At 64.1% G+C, this 14,823-nt stretch carries 12 protein-coding genes; 2 read left to right on the top strand and 10 right to left on the bottom strand.

From position 1 onward, the window contains the following. The 3 genes from VFZ66_08900 to VFZ66_08890 form a co-directional block, all read right to left on the bottom strand. Positions 1-242: transposase (locus tag VFZ66_08900; protein HEX6289295.1), on the bottom strand; the 242-nt coding region annotated here is incomplete at its 3' end. Positions 243-491: 249 nt separating this feature from the next. After that, complete coding sequence (locus VFZ66_08895) at positions 492-800, bottom strand: hypothetical protein (GenBank protein ID HEX6289294.1); 309 nt, start codon at positions 798-800, stop codon at positions 492-494. A gap of 549 nt (positions 801-1,349) precedes the next feature. After that, positions 1,350-2,291 carry a fibronectin type III domain-containing protein gene (locus tag VFZ66_08890; GenBank protein HEX6289293.1) on the bottom strand — a complete coding sequence of 314 codons (942 nt, stop codon included), beginning with the start codon at positions 2,289-2,291 and terminating at the stop codon, positions 1,350-1,352. A 970-nt stretch (positions 2,292-3,261) separates the two neighbouring features. Here VFZ66_08890 and VFZ66_08885 point away from each other — a divergent pair. After that, on the top strand, positions 3,262-4,587 hold the full coding sequence (locus VFZ66_08885; GenBank protein ID HEX6289292.1) for a sigma 54-interacting transcriptional regulator: 1,326 nt from the start codon (positions 3,262-3,264) through the stop codon (positions 4,585-4,587). 114 nt (positions 4,588-4,701) lie between these two features. On the opposite strand, the gene VFZ66_08880 is transcribed toward VFZ66_08885, so the two are convergent. From VFZ66_08880 to VFZ66_08850, 7 genes are all read right to left on the bottom strand, one after another. Next, entirely contained in the window at positions 4,702-5,511 is an 810-nt protein-coding gene (locus VFZ66_08880; GenBank protein HEX6289291.1) for an amidohydrolase family protein, read from the bottom strand. Between the two features lie 103 nt (positions 5,512-5,614). Next, complete coding sequence (locus VFZ66_08875; GenBank protein ID HEX6289290.1) at positions 5,615-8,083, bottom strand: peptidoglycan-binding protein; 2,469 nt, start codon at positions 8,081-8,083, stop codon at positions 5,615-5,617. Between the two features lie 2 nt (positions 8,084-8,085). Continuing rightward, positions 8,086-9,165 (bottom strand): aminotransferase class I/II-fold pyridoxal phosphate-dependent enzyme, encoded by a 1,080-nt coding sequence (locus tag VFZ66_08870; GenBank protein ID HEX6289289.1) that lies wholly within the window; start codon positions 9,163-9,165, stop codon positions 8,086-8,088. A gap of 14 nt (positions 9,166-9,179) precedes the next feature. Further along, positions 9,180-11,138 carry a PKD domain-containing protein gene (locus VFZ66_08865; GenBank protein HEX6289288.1) on the bottom strand — a complete coding sequence of 653 codons (1,959 nt, stop codon included), beginning with the start codon at positions 11,136-11,138 and terminating at the stop codon, positions 9,180-9,182. Further along, positions 11,110-12,528: a hypothetical protein gene (locus tag VFZ66_08860; GenBank protein HEX6289287.1), complete on the bottom strand. Its 1,419-nt coding sequence runs from the start codon at positions 12,526-12,528 to the stop codon at positions 11,110-11,112. The genes VFZ66_08865 and VFZ66_08860 overlap by 29 nt, the downstream gene beginning before the upstream one ends. Before the next feature lie 2 nt (positions 12,529-12,530). Next, a complete protein-coding gene (locus VFZ66_08855) occupies positions 12,531-13,154 on the bottom strand; it encodes a hypothetical protein (protein HEX6289286.1) in 624 nt (207 codons plus the stop codon). 30 nt (positions 13,155-13,184) lie between these two features. Beyond that, the gene (locus tag VFZ66_08850; GenBank protein ID HEX6289285.1) at positions 13,185-13,868 is read right to left on the bottom strand and encodes a hypothetical protein; all 684 of its coding nucleotides are present in this window, start codon (positions 13,866-13,868) and stop codon (positions 13,185-13,187) included. A 384-nt stretch (positions 13,869-14,252) separates the two neighbouring features. Here VFZ66_08850 and VFZ66_08845 point away from each other — a divergent pair. Beyond that, the coding region (locus tag VFZ66_08845) for a hypothetical protein (GenBank protein HEX6289284.1) at positions 14,253-14,823 on the top strand (571 nt) is incomplete at its 3' end.

Here is a 14,823-nt window from a genome sequence, read left to right as displayed (position 1 = left end):
TCGCGCTCCTGCCGGAGCTGTTCATTCTCGCGCCGCAGGCGCACCAGCTCGTCATCACAAGGATGTCCAGGACCAGGAAAGGCACGTTCACCATCAGCCGAAAACTCGCGAATCCACCGACGGAGGGTCTGGGCATCAATGCCCATATCGCGTGCCACCTGGGCGCGCTTCATACCGCGCTCAGTCACGAGTTTGACGGTCTCGACCTTCAACTCGCGCGTATAGGGTTTGCGTGGTGCCATCGTGTCACCTCGTATCCGCTATTGTAAGCTACGCGACGTGTCCACGAAACCGGGGGAGCCTCAGTTCATGTCTTGGGCAATACCACTGACATATCACCCTTCAGCAAGGCCGAGCGCCAGGCCGCATGCAAGAATCGCAAGCTAGAGCAGCGCTATCCGCTGCTGCACTATGCCAGGATCTTAGAGCAGGTGGTCGAGCGCTGGATCGCCGAGCGGCACGGCCTCCATCGGCAGCACCGTGATGCAGCGTCAGCGGTCGTCCCGCTGGTCCAGCGCGGTGAGCGTGTGGGCCAACTGGATGAGGAGCCTGGCCGCCAGCACCGGAGAGGCCAGCACCTGCACCACCTGATCGCCATCCACCCGCACGGTCCCCTGCTCCGTCAACACATGCAGCTTTTTGCCAGCGTGCCCAAAGGTGGCAACGACGCCGAGCGTGCCATCGGGCAGGCGGACCAGCGCCCCGTCACCGGCACTGCGGAGCGGCTGCTGGCCCGCGGTGGACAACAAGCCGAGCCGCAGCTCATCCAGGGGTGCCACCGTAAGACGCCGTCGTTTCATCAACAGCTTCCCTTCAGGGGCGGAAACCCAGGGGCAAGTCCTGGGAGGAGCGCCCGGTTTCAACCCGCTTCAGAGTCCCTCGGTGTGACGGTAGCTGGGGTAGCCTCCTCGTCGGGTGTACGACACGCAGCCTGTGGGTGGATACGGTGCACACGCACCTGATCACCTGAGCCGTGCGGTTCTGCCGGAGCAGTCGTTCGGCAGGTACCATGCTCAACGCCAGCGCCATCAGGCTGGGTCCTCGCGCTCGGATTCGTCCGAGCGGCGTGTACGCGCGCCAGACGACTCGGATGCTCAACGCTCGTTGAGGAGCGCCAGAGGAAAGCCCAATCCGTTCAGGATTGGGTAGCTTACAACCCTTGGCTGAGTCCTGTACATCGGCTGGAGGGTGACAACGGTTGGCTTTAAAAGGGGGGCGCCTCCCGAAGCGTAGCAACCTCCCTTCCCGATACTGGGAAGGGAGGGCGTCTATGTTCCAGCGACCACTCTGGGTCGCCTGTGCGTTCCACCGCGCCGTTTACCGCTCTGCGGCACGGTGTGTGATCCCATTTATTGGACGAAGAACGTGGCACTGGAAGGCGCCGATCGGTTGCCGGCGCCGTCGACCGCGATGAGGGTGACCGTGTTATCGCCTGTGTGGGTGGTGTATACGACGGCTCGATCACCGGTCATGGTGTGGTCTAGCACACCATTCAGGTAGATCTCATACGCGATGGACGCTTGCGCGGTCTGGTCGTCGAAGGACGGCCCCCAGAATATATGCACTTCTAAACCACCGACATCCCCACCCCAACAGCAGCCGGGCGAGGAGGGTGGCGCTGTGTCCGTCGTGCTGACGGCAGGGGTCGTCACCGTAAGGACGTTGCTCGGCGCCGACACGTTCCCCCCGTACTCGTCGTGCGCCTGGACGGTGATCGCATAGGTGGTCTCGGGGGTCAGCCCATGCACAACCGCTGCTACGACGTTCAAGGTCTCCACGCCGCTCGGACTGCCGTTCACAAAGACCTGATACCGGATGTGAAGCCCGTCGTCGGTGGAGGCGGTCCACCGGAGTGACACTTCCGTCGGGTTCACCCCCGCCAGCGATACAACCGGCGGACTGGGAGGCGTGGTGTCAGGGGGCGTCGTCACGGTCAACGTGTTACTTCGCTGCGATATGTTGCCCGACCCATCGACGGCGTCGACATAGAACGCGTAGGTATTGGCTGGCACCAACGCCACACTGTACGTGGTTTGCGTCTGGGGCAAGGTGGTGGTGGAGCCCCAGCTCACAACGACCCGGTAGGTAAAGGTGCCCGAGTTATCCGTGGATGGGTCCCAGGCCAGCGTCGCACGGTGCGGCGTTAGAGACGTTACGCGCAGGTTAGCTGGCTTGGTCGGTGGTTTACGGTCTCCGGCAGCCAATGCCGGCGCGGTGCCGAGACCGAGGGCGAGTCCTAAAGCAAGCGCCGCAGCCCGCGCTGCAACCCAGAAAGGATGCCGTCTGCTCATGGTGGTTCCTCCTCGCGTACATGTGGTGTGGAGCGCACCAGGTACGTACGCGGATTCGCTGCAACGCTGCAGATACCGCATGGCCGCTGCGGTGGCACACACCGTCGTATTCAGGTGTCGGCAAGCAGAACTCGTTCTATCAGAACATACGATCCAGGGCGCCCCGTTTGATCTGTCAGGCTGCACGCAATCCATCGAAAAGGCCGCAGGGGACGGTCGCCTTGGCCCAAAGGGCACCTCGACCGGGGAATGCGGCAGCGTCCTAAGCAGGTGTTAGAACGTCTTGGTCACATTGCTGTGGCCGCCCAACGGCAAGCTTGCTCAGGTGGCATCGCCCGAAAGAAGGCAAACACCGTTTGACGGAGGACCTCCAGCGACCCATACAGGCGGTTCAGGGCAATGGTGTTCTTGAGCTGCAACCAGATCCGCTCGACGGGGGTGAGATGGGCACAATGCGTTGGCAGAAAGAGTAAGGTGAGGCGCGGTTCGTCCGCGACCCACGTCATCACTTTGTGCGCCGTGTGACTGCGCTGAGGTTCTGACGAAATGGTACCTTCAGGAGTGATCTAGTTTTATCAAGCATGTACAGGATTCTGCTGTGCCGCTTGTGCACAAAGATCCGCGATATGCATTAATCTTCTGTAGTACTATAGATCATAGAAGATTACGACGACATGCCGGTATCGAGGAGGGAGAATAGATTGGCGTCAGCGTGATCACACGCGACTCGCGCGGCTGCAGCGCGCATCAATCCATACGAGGCGCTGTAGGAGACCCGCCATCCGCCCGGAAGCCGTACCACGCTCAATCACCCTACAAAAATACGCGCTGCTGTTCCCCGGCGGCGACCGTCCATCCGTGACGAACGAGGAACCGTTGCTTAAAGGTGCCAAGCATGCCTATAACATCAGAGGTATGGATCGCTTGTGCTGACCCTGAGGCCGCTGGATTGGCAACCATGGTTCGTGACATGCTGGGACGTAGCCATATTCATCCCCACCTTCTCACCACCGATGGTTCCGCTGGCATGGGCGTGCTCTGCTTCAGCACAATGACGATGGAGCTACAAGATCAGGTGCGGCAGATGAGCCGCAATGGCGTACAGCGCGTGCTTGCGCTGGCCGGCAAGCGAGCGCAGATGCCTGATGGCGCGGCGTGGACGCTGCTGCGAGCAGGCGCGTCGGATGTCCTTGCATGGGACGGATCGCCTCAGCTTGCACAGATCATCCCGGCGCGCTTCGAGCGCTGGCAGGCCGTCGATGCCATCCTTGATACGCCGCTCGTACGGAACAGCCTTGTAGGACAAAGCCCTGTATGGATCGCGGCGCTGCGGCAAATCGTGGAGGTAGCCCACTTTACCGACGCGTCGATCTTGATCACGGGGGAAACCGGAACCGGCAAAGAATTAGTAGGCCGCCTGACTCACACCCTTGATCCACGACGCGACAAGCGCGATCTGATCGTGCTCGACTGCACGACGATCGTGCCGGAGCTTGCGGGCAGCGAGTTTTGGGGCCATGAGCGCGGCGCGTTTACCAACGCCGTTGCCGCGCGAGACGGCGCGTTTGCCCTGGCTGACGGCGGAACCTTGTTTCTTGACGAGGTTGGTGAGCTACCGCCTGCGCTCCAGCCGCAGCTTCTGCGGGTGGTCCAGGAGCATACCTATAAGCGCGTCGGCAGCAACACCTGGCGGCAAAGCCATTTCCGGCTGGTCTGCGCAACCCACCGCGATTTGCTGCACGATGTAGCGAGCGGGCAATTCCGCCGCGATTTGTACCATCGCATTGCAACCTGGACCTGTCGATTGCCGCCGCTCCGTGAGCGTGTCGATGATATTCTGCCGCTTGCCGAACACATCATGCGTCAGGCACAGCCCGATCAGGAGCCTCCAGTGCTGGATCCTTCGGTGCGAGCCTATCTGCTGACGCGAGAATATCCCGGCAATGTGCGCGACTTGAAGCAGTGTGTGTTGCGAATGTGGCACCGCCATGTTGGACCTGGCCCGATGACCGTCGGCGATATTCCTCCTGAGGAGTGGCCGGTGAATCCGCACGACGACGATTGGCCGGATGCAGCCTTTGAGCAGCCGATTCGCCAGGCATTGGCGCGTGGCGTTGGCCTCAAGGATTTGCGGCGCATGGTTGATGATCTGGCGATCCGCATGACCATCAACGATGAGCAGGGCAACCTGCAACGCGCCGCCCAACGGCTCGGCGTCACCGATCGCGCCCTTCAGATTCGGCAGGCGAATCGTCGCCATGCCCTCGCTCCCGATGCAGCCGACAGCCTCAATTAATCCGTGTTGTCCAGGGGTCGGGTCAACAACCCAAGCCTAAAGGCGAGGGCTTGCACCTAGCCGGGGTGCCCTTTGGGCCAAGCGGTCGGGTTTCCGCCCCTGAAGGGAAGCTATCTATGCGCCTTGGTCCGGCAGACGGATGTCGGCTGCTCGCGCTGTCGATCCTTGCGCTCCCCTGATCCTCAGCGGCGGCCTGCGCACATGGGCGATCAGCCTCAGCAGATTGCCGCCGAACACCAGCGCCTCATCGTCTTCAGACAAATGTAAGGCCCGGACCTTGGCAAGCTCAACGCCCGGATGCAGCCAGGGGCCGTCCGATCCAAACAGAATCTTGCGCGGACCTGCCCGCTCTACCGCCTGCTCCAACAGATCGAAGCGCCGCACGCCTGATGTATCCGTGTAGATGTTGGCGTGACGCGCCAGATGATCGATACACGCAACCTGGGCGGCCCAATCGTCGCTGAAGCTGCCAAGATGCGGGATAATAAAGGCGACATCGGGATATTCCGTCGCCAGCAGCTCCACGATCGATACCTCGCCCATCACGTCATACAGCACCGGCAGCCGCCAGATTCGCGCGGCCTCGCAAATCTGGCGCGTGATCCGCCCGTCATAGCGGTGGACCTTGATCCCGCAAAAGCCGTAGCGGGCAACCGCCGTCTGCACCAGCATCTGTACCCGGCCTCGATCTCTGACGGGATGCACGAACGCGAAGCCCCAGAAGCGATCAGGTCGACTCCGCACGATCCGCGCGACAGCCCGATTGGCCGCGCTGTAGTCGGAGTGGAACGCGGAGAAGAGGACCGTCCGCTCGATACCCGCCTCGGTGGCGCGTTCGAGGTAGCGATCGAGCGGCGCGGCAGTATCCCACGGGCCGGTCAGCCCGTCGCCGTTCCCAGCATGGCAGTGGCAATCAATGATCATGCGCTCACCATACGCCTCTGACGCGGCAACACCCACCGGATGGTTCCTTACAACAGGTACCTGTCAGCGTACCCCAAGCAGGGCGTTCCCCAACGACCGATACCTACTGAGGAATCTCCAGGTGATAGCCGGGGTCGTCAGGCGGCACCAGAAACTTGGTCACGCGCCGATCTGCCCGAACCGCCCGCTCGAACGCAGGCTTGTTCGCGATCGACGACGGCGCGATGTCGAAGACGTTGAGGACCTGAGGATCGGAGGCGTGACGCGATACGTTCGTCGGGCCGATCTCGCGAATCTTGCGCTCCATGTCGGCTTTGATCTGGTCCGCGCTCTTGTTGACCGCCTTGGACCGCGCGTACACGTCGATCACCTGATCGCCAGCCGCGCCGTAGAGCCGCTTCTGGTGCTCGACGCCGTACTGCTCCAGGTTGTTGTACATGACCCGCGCCTGATTGGACGGATCGCGCGATGTGCTGGAAATCATCGCGCTCTTGAGCCCAGCGCTGCGTAGAATATCCTCCAGCACCCGCCGCGAGTAGGGCGTCAAATCAGCGGGGTTCGCCGTGGACGCGAATTGGATCGACACGCCGCCGCGTGACGGTGTGCCGCCCGGCGTCGGGATGGACGGCAGCCAGCTCGGAAGACCGGATGACGTGCCGCCGGTTGGGGGAGCGCCAGCGCCCGCCGCGATCAAGGCTGCTTCGGTCTGCGGCCCAACGATTCCATCCGCCGTTAACCCGTGCCGCTGCTGGAAGCTTCTGATCGCGCTCCGGGTTTGCGTTCCACTGATCCCGTCTTCCGCCAGCTTCGTGCCGAGCATGCGATTCAACGAGCGCTGCACCCACTGGATGTAGGCTGAGCTTGTTCGATCGACCTCCTGTTCGATCTCCGTCAGGTGCTCCATGTCGAGGGCTTCCGACATCTGACCGAACATGCCGTCGTAGCCTTCGTCCTCGTACTCATACCAGCTTCCGGGTAGCTCATCCAACGCCTCCGCGAGCTCAAGCTGGCCTGAAGCTGGCGGGTTGTACTCCCAGTGCCAGGGCTCAGCCGTGTACGGGTAGAAGCCGAAGCGCTCAGCTTGGGCTGCCAGCCACGTAAAGGCAGGCAGTGTCCGCAGATATGCCACCTGGGAGCTTGCGTTCTTACCGCCGAGATAGAAGTCGATGGCGCGTCCGGTCTGGTGGGCGCTGTTGCCGGGTGGAGCCACCCACGTGCGGGCCTTATCCGGCGAGCCGTACTTCTTCAGCGCATTTTGCCAGAGCGTTTCCTGGGTTTCCGGGCTGCGATACCCGGACACCGGAAGGAGTAAGGGATCGGCGATGCCATCGGCTCGCGCGGCGCTGACGAGCGCTCGCCACGCGCTTGCCGCCAGCCGGTGCAGCGAGATCCGTTTCCCGCCATACCCGCTCACGGTTTCGAGATCGGCGGGCTGCGGCGGCGTTTTGTCCTTGATGCGGCCACCGCCGGGCGACTCGACTGAGATGGGCCTGAAGCTGGTCGATAGGCTGCCGCCTGCCGATGTGCCGCCCGGTTGGGGGCCTGTCGCGGATGCCAGGACCGGACGGACCAGGCGATCCCGAATATCGAGCCATTCTTTGCTGAGACGGTCAAAATTCGGCTCGCCGCGCTCAAGCTTCCGACCACCGCGCTCAGGGTGCCGCGCGAAAAACACCAGGCTCGCGAGTTTGTTCTCGTCGCGCTGTCCCCACAGCACGGCCATCCGAATCGCGAGCGGCTCCAGACCACGGCTCAGCGTTTTTAACACCGTCAGCGGCACGCCAAACAAGGTTGCAAGCGTGGAGCTGGTAGCGCTGTCAAGCTCGCCTTCGGGTGGGGCGCTCGGCTCAGGGGCGGGCGCTCCGTCTGAAGCTGCTGGCGCGGCCTGCGCGTCAGGAGGTGGACTGGCTTGCGCGTCGGCTGCCGGGCTGGCTTGTCCACCCTGCCCGCTCGTCGCCTCGGTCAGCGCTCGCTCGGTTGGCGGCCCCAGGATGCCATCGACGGGCAGCCCTTTTTGCTGCTGAAACGTCCGAATCGCCTCGCGGGTTTCCGGCCCCAGCACGCCATTGACCGGCAGGCGCATGCCCAGCACCTGATTCAAGCGGTTCTGCGCCCAGCGCACCTGCTCCGAGCCGCCCGCCGACTCAATGATCTGGGGTTGGGTGACATACAGCCCGCCGCCCAATATGGGATACGGCCACGGAGGGCGCGGAGGTCGACGGCGCGGCGGTTTGCGTCGCCGATCGGGCGGCGGCGGCTGGTCCGTTCGAGCGCGCGACTGCTGGCGCTGCCGAGACGCGGCGGCACGACCACCGCGAGCCATAGACCGGGATGATGGCGAGCCAGAACGTCCGCCGCGCTGTGCAGAACGTGACGGCTGCCTGCCTGCAAATCTGTGCTGGGGCGTTGCCGTGGATGAGCGGGCGGACGATCGACCGCCGAGCGAGCGCATCGGCGGTCTGCGGCCAACTTCGCCCTGCGTCTCCTCCCATTCGGGATCGATCAGGTCAAGCTCATCAAACAGCGTAAAGCCTTCAAACGGCTCCGCTTCAACAGGTCTGGAACGCTGCATGACTACCTCCAAAGCTGTCGCTGCACCGCGCTGGCGGCAAGCTGGGCCAGCGCCTCCACCGTCTGGTCGATGGCATCGCGCCGATGCAGCGCCGTGATGATCAAACTCAGTCGCCCGCCGCCATCACCTCTGGCGCGGTGCAGGATCGTGTGGATGCCCCGGCGACGCAGATGTTCGTACAGCCAGGCGGCATCCATGCCATCGCAGTCGATCGTCTGCACGGGAAAGATCCCGCCCGTCGCGCGTAAGCCCGCTGCTGCCAGGGCTTGCCGGAAATAGCGCACCCGGTGCAGTAGCCGTGCTCGCAGCAGCTCGCCGCGTAGGTGGTTGATCGCCAGGGCCTGGGCGGCGGCGCGAAAACTGGCGATCGAGGGCGGGCTGCAATGGACTCGCGTTTCGCTGTGCTCCTCGACGTGCTGAACCCAATCCGCGCTGCCCGCCAGCACGGTGATCGGCACGCCAAACGCTTTTGCCAGCGACGCGATCACCACGATCCGGGGATCATGCGCGCCACTCCAGCGCAGCGATCCACCACCGCCGCTGCCGTAGGCATTGGTCGCGCTCGGCCCGTCACCAAGAATGCCGAGCGCCTGGGTGTCGTCGATCACAAGCTGCCCGCCATGCGCCCGTACGATGTCACGATATGCCGCAAGCGGGGCGACCCGTCCACAACCAGGACAAACGCCGTCCGCGACCACCAGCGGCGCTCGTCCCAGCCGATCCTCGCCGATCGCTTCGCGCAGCGCGGCGACGGTGTAATGCGGGAATCGCCGGGTGTGAACGCCCTGCGCCGCCGCTCGCTCCACGCCCCAGCGCGCGATGGGATACACACCTGCATCGACGTAGATCGCGGTCTGCCGCCGATCGATCATGCCGAACACGTCCCAAAAAGCGTGCAGCGTGGATGGCGCGAGGAGGCTCCGATCGCAGCCCTGCAGCCGGGCAAGCTGCGCGGCGACGGCTGTCGCGCTTGATCCGTGATCGAGCGCGGCGGGCCGACCGGTGGTCAACTGGCGCCACGGACGGAGCGTCCGATGGGCGTGCCGCATGCCGAGGTACAGCGCTGAAGTCCAATCCAGCATGAGCACGCCTCCGCTTACTGTGGTTTCTTCGCGCCGATCTGCCGTGCCGGTTGGAGAGGGACGCCCTGCGAGGTCCCCTGATCGGTCAGCGCGCCACGTCGGCCCGCGCCGTTCTGTCCGTTCGATCGGCGCGGCAGCGCGGGCTGATCCCGCTCGGCGAGCCGTCGGCGGAGATGCAGCGACGGCTGGAGCGCCCGCTCGCCTGTCTGTCGGCTGTCGGTGGTGTCGGCGGTCAGGTCAACGCCTGTCACGGCGCGGTAGGCATGGATGTAGCTTTGGATGGCAGCGCGCCAGAAGCGCGCCCAATTCGCCGCCTGCGCCGGATCGTTCACGTCGAGCCACGCGCCGAAGCGGATCGTCAGCAGAATCTGCTCGCCGAAGGCCGCCAGATTGCGGAAATGCAGCACCGGGACATCGATCCAGCCCTGCAATGCCTTCATCGCATCCACGCGGTCCATCCATGCCTCAGGGTAGTCCACCATGATCCGCGTCGGCAAAAATTCCCGGAGCTCAGGCCGGGCAAGGATGTATTGCTGGATCAGCATTTCCTGCCGCGCGGTCGCGGGCAGATCGGCAAACTGATTGTGCGCGCCTTGCGACAGCAGCAGATGGACTTCTTTGAGCGCGTTCAAGAGCGGGAAGCCATCGGCAATGCGCGTGGTGTCGTCGTCCTGCTCGAAGAACACCGAGGCCAGATACAGCAGGTTGTGGAACGCTTCCAAGAACTGTGAGCGGTCATCGGCAAGCCGCACATTGGGAATGGCCTTGCCGTCGAGCGTCAGGCCGTAGTGATGACGATATTCGTAGGATCGGCGCAGCACGGTCAGACGATGCTGCTCATCCTGAATATAGCCCCAGAGCAGGTTATTCAACCCGCGCAGCGGATCGATCTCAAGATTCGCCAGCGGATCGCGATCGTTCGGGCCGTGGATATTCTGGAAGCGGCGGCTGATCGCGTTGATCGTCTGCACCACCATGCCCTGCTCGATCCAGTACGACCAGAGCAGCTCAAGGAAGCAGGGATTGGTCAGCTTGTCGCCGAGAATGCCGAAGCAGTCATCGATGATGTCGTTTTCGTCGCTGGGCAAGATCGAGCGCCGGATGCCAACGTCGCGCAGCTTGCCTTGCACGATTGCCAGGTAGGGAATCGTTACATCCTCCTGACCGTTGACCGTTTGCAGATAGCTGCTCCACATCTGGCGCATCTGCGCGCTGTCCAACGATACGCCCGTGCGACTTTGGAGGTCGTTCAGCTCAGCGTTCGAGAACGGGTAGCTTCTGAGCTCCACGCCGCAGTTCACCATCAAAAAGGCTTCGGTGGCGATCTTCAGGATGCGGTAGGCATCCGTGTCGTTGAAGGGCAGGGCGCGTCGCCGCGCGAGCTGATCCATCTGAGCAAGCAGCGGTTGAATCCGCGCTGTTGCGGCGCTATCGCCGCCACCACAGAACAGCAGATCCATGTAGCGCTGGTAGTTTTGGAACGATAGCGCATCGGTCGCGCTGCGGATGACGACCCACAGCGGCAGGTCAACGGTTTGCGCGACCGTCGATCGGTGCAATGTGACCGGCACCGGGCCGCTCACGCCGCGCAGCGCCACGGGAATGGTATCGCCACGGGCGAACGGGCGGGGCTGCACAGTCATATGCGTGACGCATGAGCTGCTGCTTCCGGAGCTATCCCTGACCGTCACCGTCGCGGTGTAGTCGCCCTCGCTCAGCCCCGTCGTATTCCAGCGCACCTCTTCCCTGGCCGGATGGTCCAGCGTGCCACCCGAAACGATCCACTGATAGCTGACGCCGGAGCGTGACGAGTCGGCCCGCAGGGTGACAACTGTTCCTTCGGTGACGATCTCAGCCGGACGCGCCGTACAGGAGACCGTCATCTGATCGTCGATGGATTGGGGCTGCGCCAGCTCAGGTGTGTCCGACGCATCGCCTGGTCCATCAGATTGTCCTGGTTTCATATCGGCCATATGATCCTCCCGTATGGGTTGCTTCACCTGAGGCAGCCCGCTCGATCAACCACGGCTCGCGCCCACCGCCGGGCGGCCCGACATCTGGGTCACGCGGCACGGCTGGCTGCTCCGCGATCATGGGCAGCGCTTGCAGGCGCGCAGCGGTGTCCAGCGTGCTTCGCAGCGCCCAGTAGCTCAGGAGATACACCAGCGTTCGTCCTTCGCCCTCAGGGCTGAGCCGTCCGTCGGCGCGCGCCTGCCCGAGCACGGCGAACCCCAGCGCAGGCGCGGTCCGTCGCATCCGCGTAGGCGACGCCTGCCACGCGGCATACTCCTCGGCGAGCCGTTCGGGCTGCCGATCGTCTGTCGCCAGCGCCTCGACCAGCGCGGTGCCACGCAGCGCGGCTGGACGGTGATGGATCAGCAGCGCCACAAAATCCGGCATGGTCGCCTGAAGCGCTGCCAGCAGCGTCCGCCGCTGCTCCGGCAGATCGGTTTGTGGATACAACTGCTCCCAGATCGCCGACAGCCTGCGCCACTGCGGGTGCGGATACAGGGCGTCGCCCATCGCGCAGCTCAGCTTGACCCGAATCCACGGGATCGGGTGGGGATCGTCGAGGCTGACCCGAAACACAAACGGACGGGGTAGGCTGACAACGCCCATCAATCCCAGCGTGGAGGTGATGCCCACTTTGGCAACAGACCAGAGATCCGCCACAATCTCGCTGATCCAGCGCTCCCACAACTGCCAGGCCAGCGCGTCGCTGCCCTCCTGCCGCGCCTGGAGCGCAGGCCGCAGCGAGGGAACGAGATCGAGCAGCGCCGAGCCTTGATGCCCCACTTCGTGGACCAGCGAGGACGCAATGCCACTGCCAACCATCCGCTCACGAGGCACGCGCACGATCGCGACCGGGTTATCACCCCCTGCCAGCCGGGTACGGGCGCGCCGGATCGCCGCGCCATGACCGCGATCGAGATAGCAGATCACCGGCGGTGGATCGTAGAAGCTTCCCGACAACCGCAGCGCGTCGGCAGCGACCACATCCAGCCCCGAAAGCCACACGCCCGTGTCGTGCTCGCTGCGCTGCGTCAGGACATCCGCGAACGTATCGAACTGTGACAGCACATCGTTGAAGCGCATCCGCAGCAGCGTAAAGCGGCGCTGAGCTTCTGCTGGTGTCACGTGGGGATGCTCGCGCAGCCACTCCAGGTAACGCTCGATCCGGCTGCGCAGCTCACGACGCCCATCCGCCAGAAACTCCTCGATCGCCACCTGCGCGCCGGGCGAGATCGCAGCCGCTGGGACCATCGGCTCGTGCAGCGCAAACGGCCTGACCCGCGCAAGACGGGTCCGCATAGCGCGCGCTTCGTGCGCTAAGAGCTGGGCAGCGCCGGAATGGTCGTCCATCGTCACAGTCCTATCAACGTGATCGCATTGCCACGCCGAATCCAGCGTCCGCTCCGGCGGGATCGCCCACTCCCGGCGGAGGGAAACGACTCCGCATGGGCCAGATCTGCCGTCGGTGGGAGCACCTGGCGGGCGGCCGCCAGCACCGCCTGCTGCGCCAGGACTTGCGGATTCTGACCCTCCGGCATGCGCGCCGCGTGCTGCGCCGCCGCTCCCGCGAGACGGACAAACCGCCGCGCCAGCTCGAACGCTCGGTCTTCGGGATCGACACCCTCAAGCTCCGCCTCAAGCGCCTTGCTCACCGCCGAGCCCAGCGCCGTCCCGACCGCCGTGCCAACGCCTGGGATGGGGATGAACGAGCCGAGCGCGCCGCCCACCAACGGCAGCGCCTTTTTGGCGACGGCCTTCAGCACTCCGCCGAGCGGTCGCGCGATGTTCTTGATGCCGCGCCCTAGCTTCTTGAAGAGCTTACCGATAAACTGATCCAGCTCGGCCTCATCCGTGATCTCAAGCAGCTGCGCGGCGAGCTCAAGCTCCTCGACTGTATCAAACGGGCGATCCAGCCCAACCTCTCCGTCCCAGGTCGCTCCTTCCAGCTCCCAGATCAGGCTTGTTCCAGCTTGCATCACAACCTCTCCTTGAACGGCATGGTTTGGCTACACGCCGTACAGCACAATCCGGTTGCCCTGCCGCATCCAGCGCCCGGTGCGCCGTCCGCTCTGGTGCCTCGCCATGCCGCCGCTCATGCCGCCCGCGCCATTCGTTGCGGCGGGGCTGCTCGTCTCGCGGAGGAGGCCGGGCGCAAACTGCTGGGCGGCGGCGATGATCGCGTTACGGGCAGCGGCCTGCGGCGACCCGCCCTGTCCCGATGTCGCAGCGTTCTTCACCGCGTCGCCAGCGAAGCGCACAAACTGCCGCGCGATCTCGAACTCCTGATCCTCGCCGCTCATGCCCTCCAGCTCCAGCCCGAACATCTGCCCGGCAGCCGAGCCGATCTGCGAGCCGAGCTGTGGCGAGCCGAAGCGAGCGCCGATCGCAGCGCCAGCCATCGGCAGCGCTTGGCGCGCCGCCTGCTTGAGCATTCCGCCAAGCTGCTGCCCCACTGGGCGAACGACCTTCCCAACCAGCCGACTAGCCTTTTTGATCAGATCGCCGATAAACTGGTCCAGCTCGGCCTCGTCGGTGATCTCCAGAGCCTGGACGGCGAGCTCCATCTCCTCCGCCTCGTCGAACACGCCTTCCAGCTCGTACTCGCCGTAGCCGTCGGTTTCGTACTCATACTGCTCCAGCTCCTGCCCGTCATACTCCCACTCAGCGTGTGTACGATCGATGTCGTGCATAGCGCCCTCCTTATGGCGGCTGGTGACCGTGCGGAGCATTACCCGCGTTGATGAACGATCATGCGAAACCCATGCCAGATCCGATCTGCGCTCCGCGACACCTGCTGATTCACGACCATCTGGAGGTTTTGTCCATCCACAGGGCCTGCGCGATTCGCTGACCGAGGATGCGCCGCCGAATCATGGTTCGCTCGACGCGGCAGCGGCGCGCAGCAGGGCGAAACTGATTTCGCTCGGCGCGGGGTCTGTCTGCCCGCCGCGCCTTCCGCCGGGGACGTAGCGCGGGATTGCGAGTCAGCCCGCGATCTGGCACGCGCTTTGCATAGAAAGAAGATCACGACCGACCGCGCGACCCAACGAACACGTTCCGCAAGGAGTCCAGTGATGACCACCATGCTCATGACCACGCGCACGCAGACGCGACTTACTCCGGCCTTGCTCCACCTGACACGACTGCTGACGCTGCCGACGCTGAGCCTTCAGCAAGCGATCCAACAGGAGCTGATCGAAAATCCTGCATTGGAAGACGTCGAGGGGCGCTGCCCGCTCTGTGGATCGGCGGTGTACGGGTGGTGTCGGCAGTGTCTCGGCACAGCCGACCGGATGAGGAGCAACGATGCGGATATTGGTGGAGCTGTCGCGGCAACCACGGTGATCGATGAGCTGCTGGCCGATCTGTACGCCAGTCTGCCTACACGCGAACACGGGATCGCCGAGGTGGTTGTTGGAAGCCTGGACGAGCATGGCTTTCTGCGCGAGTCCTTCGCCGAGCTCGCCTGCTTGTCTGGTACAACGGAGGAGCGGGTTGCTGTGGTGGTCCAGCGCCTGCGCGATCTTGGCCCGGTTGGGATTGCTGCCCGCGATACCCGCGCATGGTTGCTCGCGCAGCTTGCAGCCCTGGAAAACGAGGGCGTGACGTGTCCGCATGCCCGCCACATGATCGAGGAGCATCTGC

The sequence above is a fragment of the Herpetosiphonaceae bacterium genome (assembly GCA_036374795.1).
GTDB lineage: Bacteria > Chloroflexota > Chloroflexia > Chloroflexales > Kallotenuaceae > LB3-1.
The sequence above is the reverse complement of the archived record's forward strand: the minus strand, read 5'-3'. Positions and strand labels throughout refer to the sequence as shown.

What these genes read in the sequence shown, in the direction of transcription:
- VFZ66_08870 (HEX6289289.1), bottom strand. Translation starts at nt 9,165, where the DNA reads ATGCTGGATTGGACTTCAGCGCTGTACCTCGGCATGCGGCACGCCCAT.
- VFZ66_08860 (HEX6289287.1), bottom strand. Translation starts at nt 12,528, where the DNA reads ATGGACGACCATTCCGGCGCTGCCCAGCTCTTAGCGCACGAAGCGCGC.
- VFZ66_08850 (HEX6289285.1), bottom strand. Translation starts at nt 13,868, where the DNA reads ATGCACGACATCGATCGTACACACGCTGAGTGGGAGTATGACGGGCAG.
- VFZ66_08855 (HEX6289286.1), bottom strand. Translation starts at nt 13,154, where the DNA reads ATGCAAGCTGGAACAAGCCTGATCTGGGAGCTGGAAGGAGCGACCTGG.
- VFZ66_08885 (HEX6289292.1), top strand. Translation starts at nt 3,262, where the DNA reads ATGCTGGGACGTAGCCATATTCATCCCCACCTTCTCACCACCGATGGT.
- VFZ66_08865 (HEX6289288.1), bottom strand. Translation starts at nt 11,138, where the DNA reads ATGGCCGATATGAAACCAGGACAATCTGATGGACCAGGCGATGCGTCG.
- VFZ66_08880 (HEX6289291.1), bottom strand. Translation starts at nt 5,511, where the DNA reads ATGATCATTGATTGCCACTGCCATGCTGGGAACGGCGACGGGCTGACC.
- VFZ66_08895 (HEX6289294.1), bottom strand. Translation starts at nt 800, where the DNA reads ATGAAACGACGGCGTCTTACGGTGGCACCCCTGGATGAGCTGCGGCTC.
- VFZ66_08875 (HEX6289290.1), bottom strand. Translation starts at nt 8,083, where the DNA reads ATGCAGCGTTCCAGACCTGTTGAAGCGGAGCCGTTTGAAGGCTTTACG.
- VFZ66_08890 (HEX6289293.1), bottom strand. Translation starts at nt 2,291, where the DNA reads ATGAGCAGACGGCATCCTTTCTGGGTTGCAGCGCGGGCTGCGGCGCTT.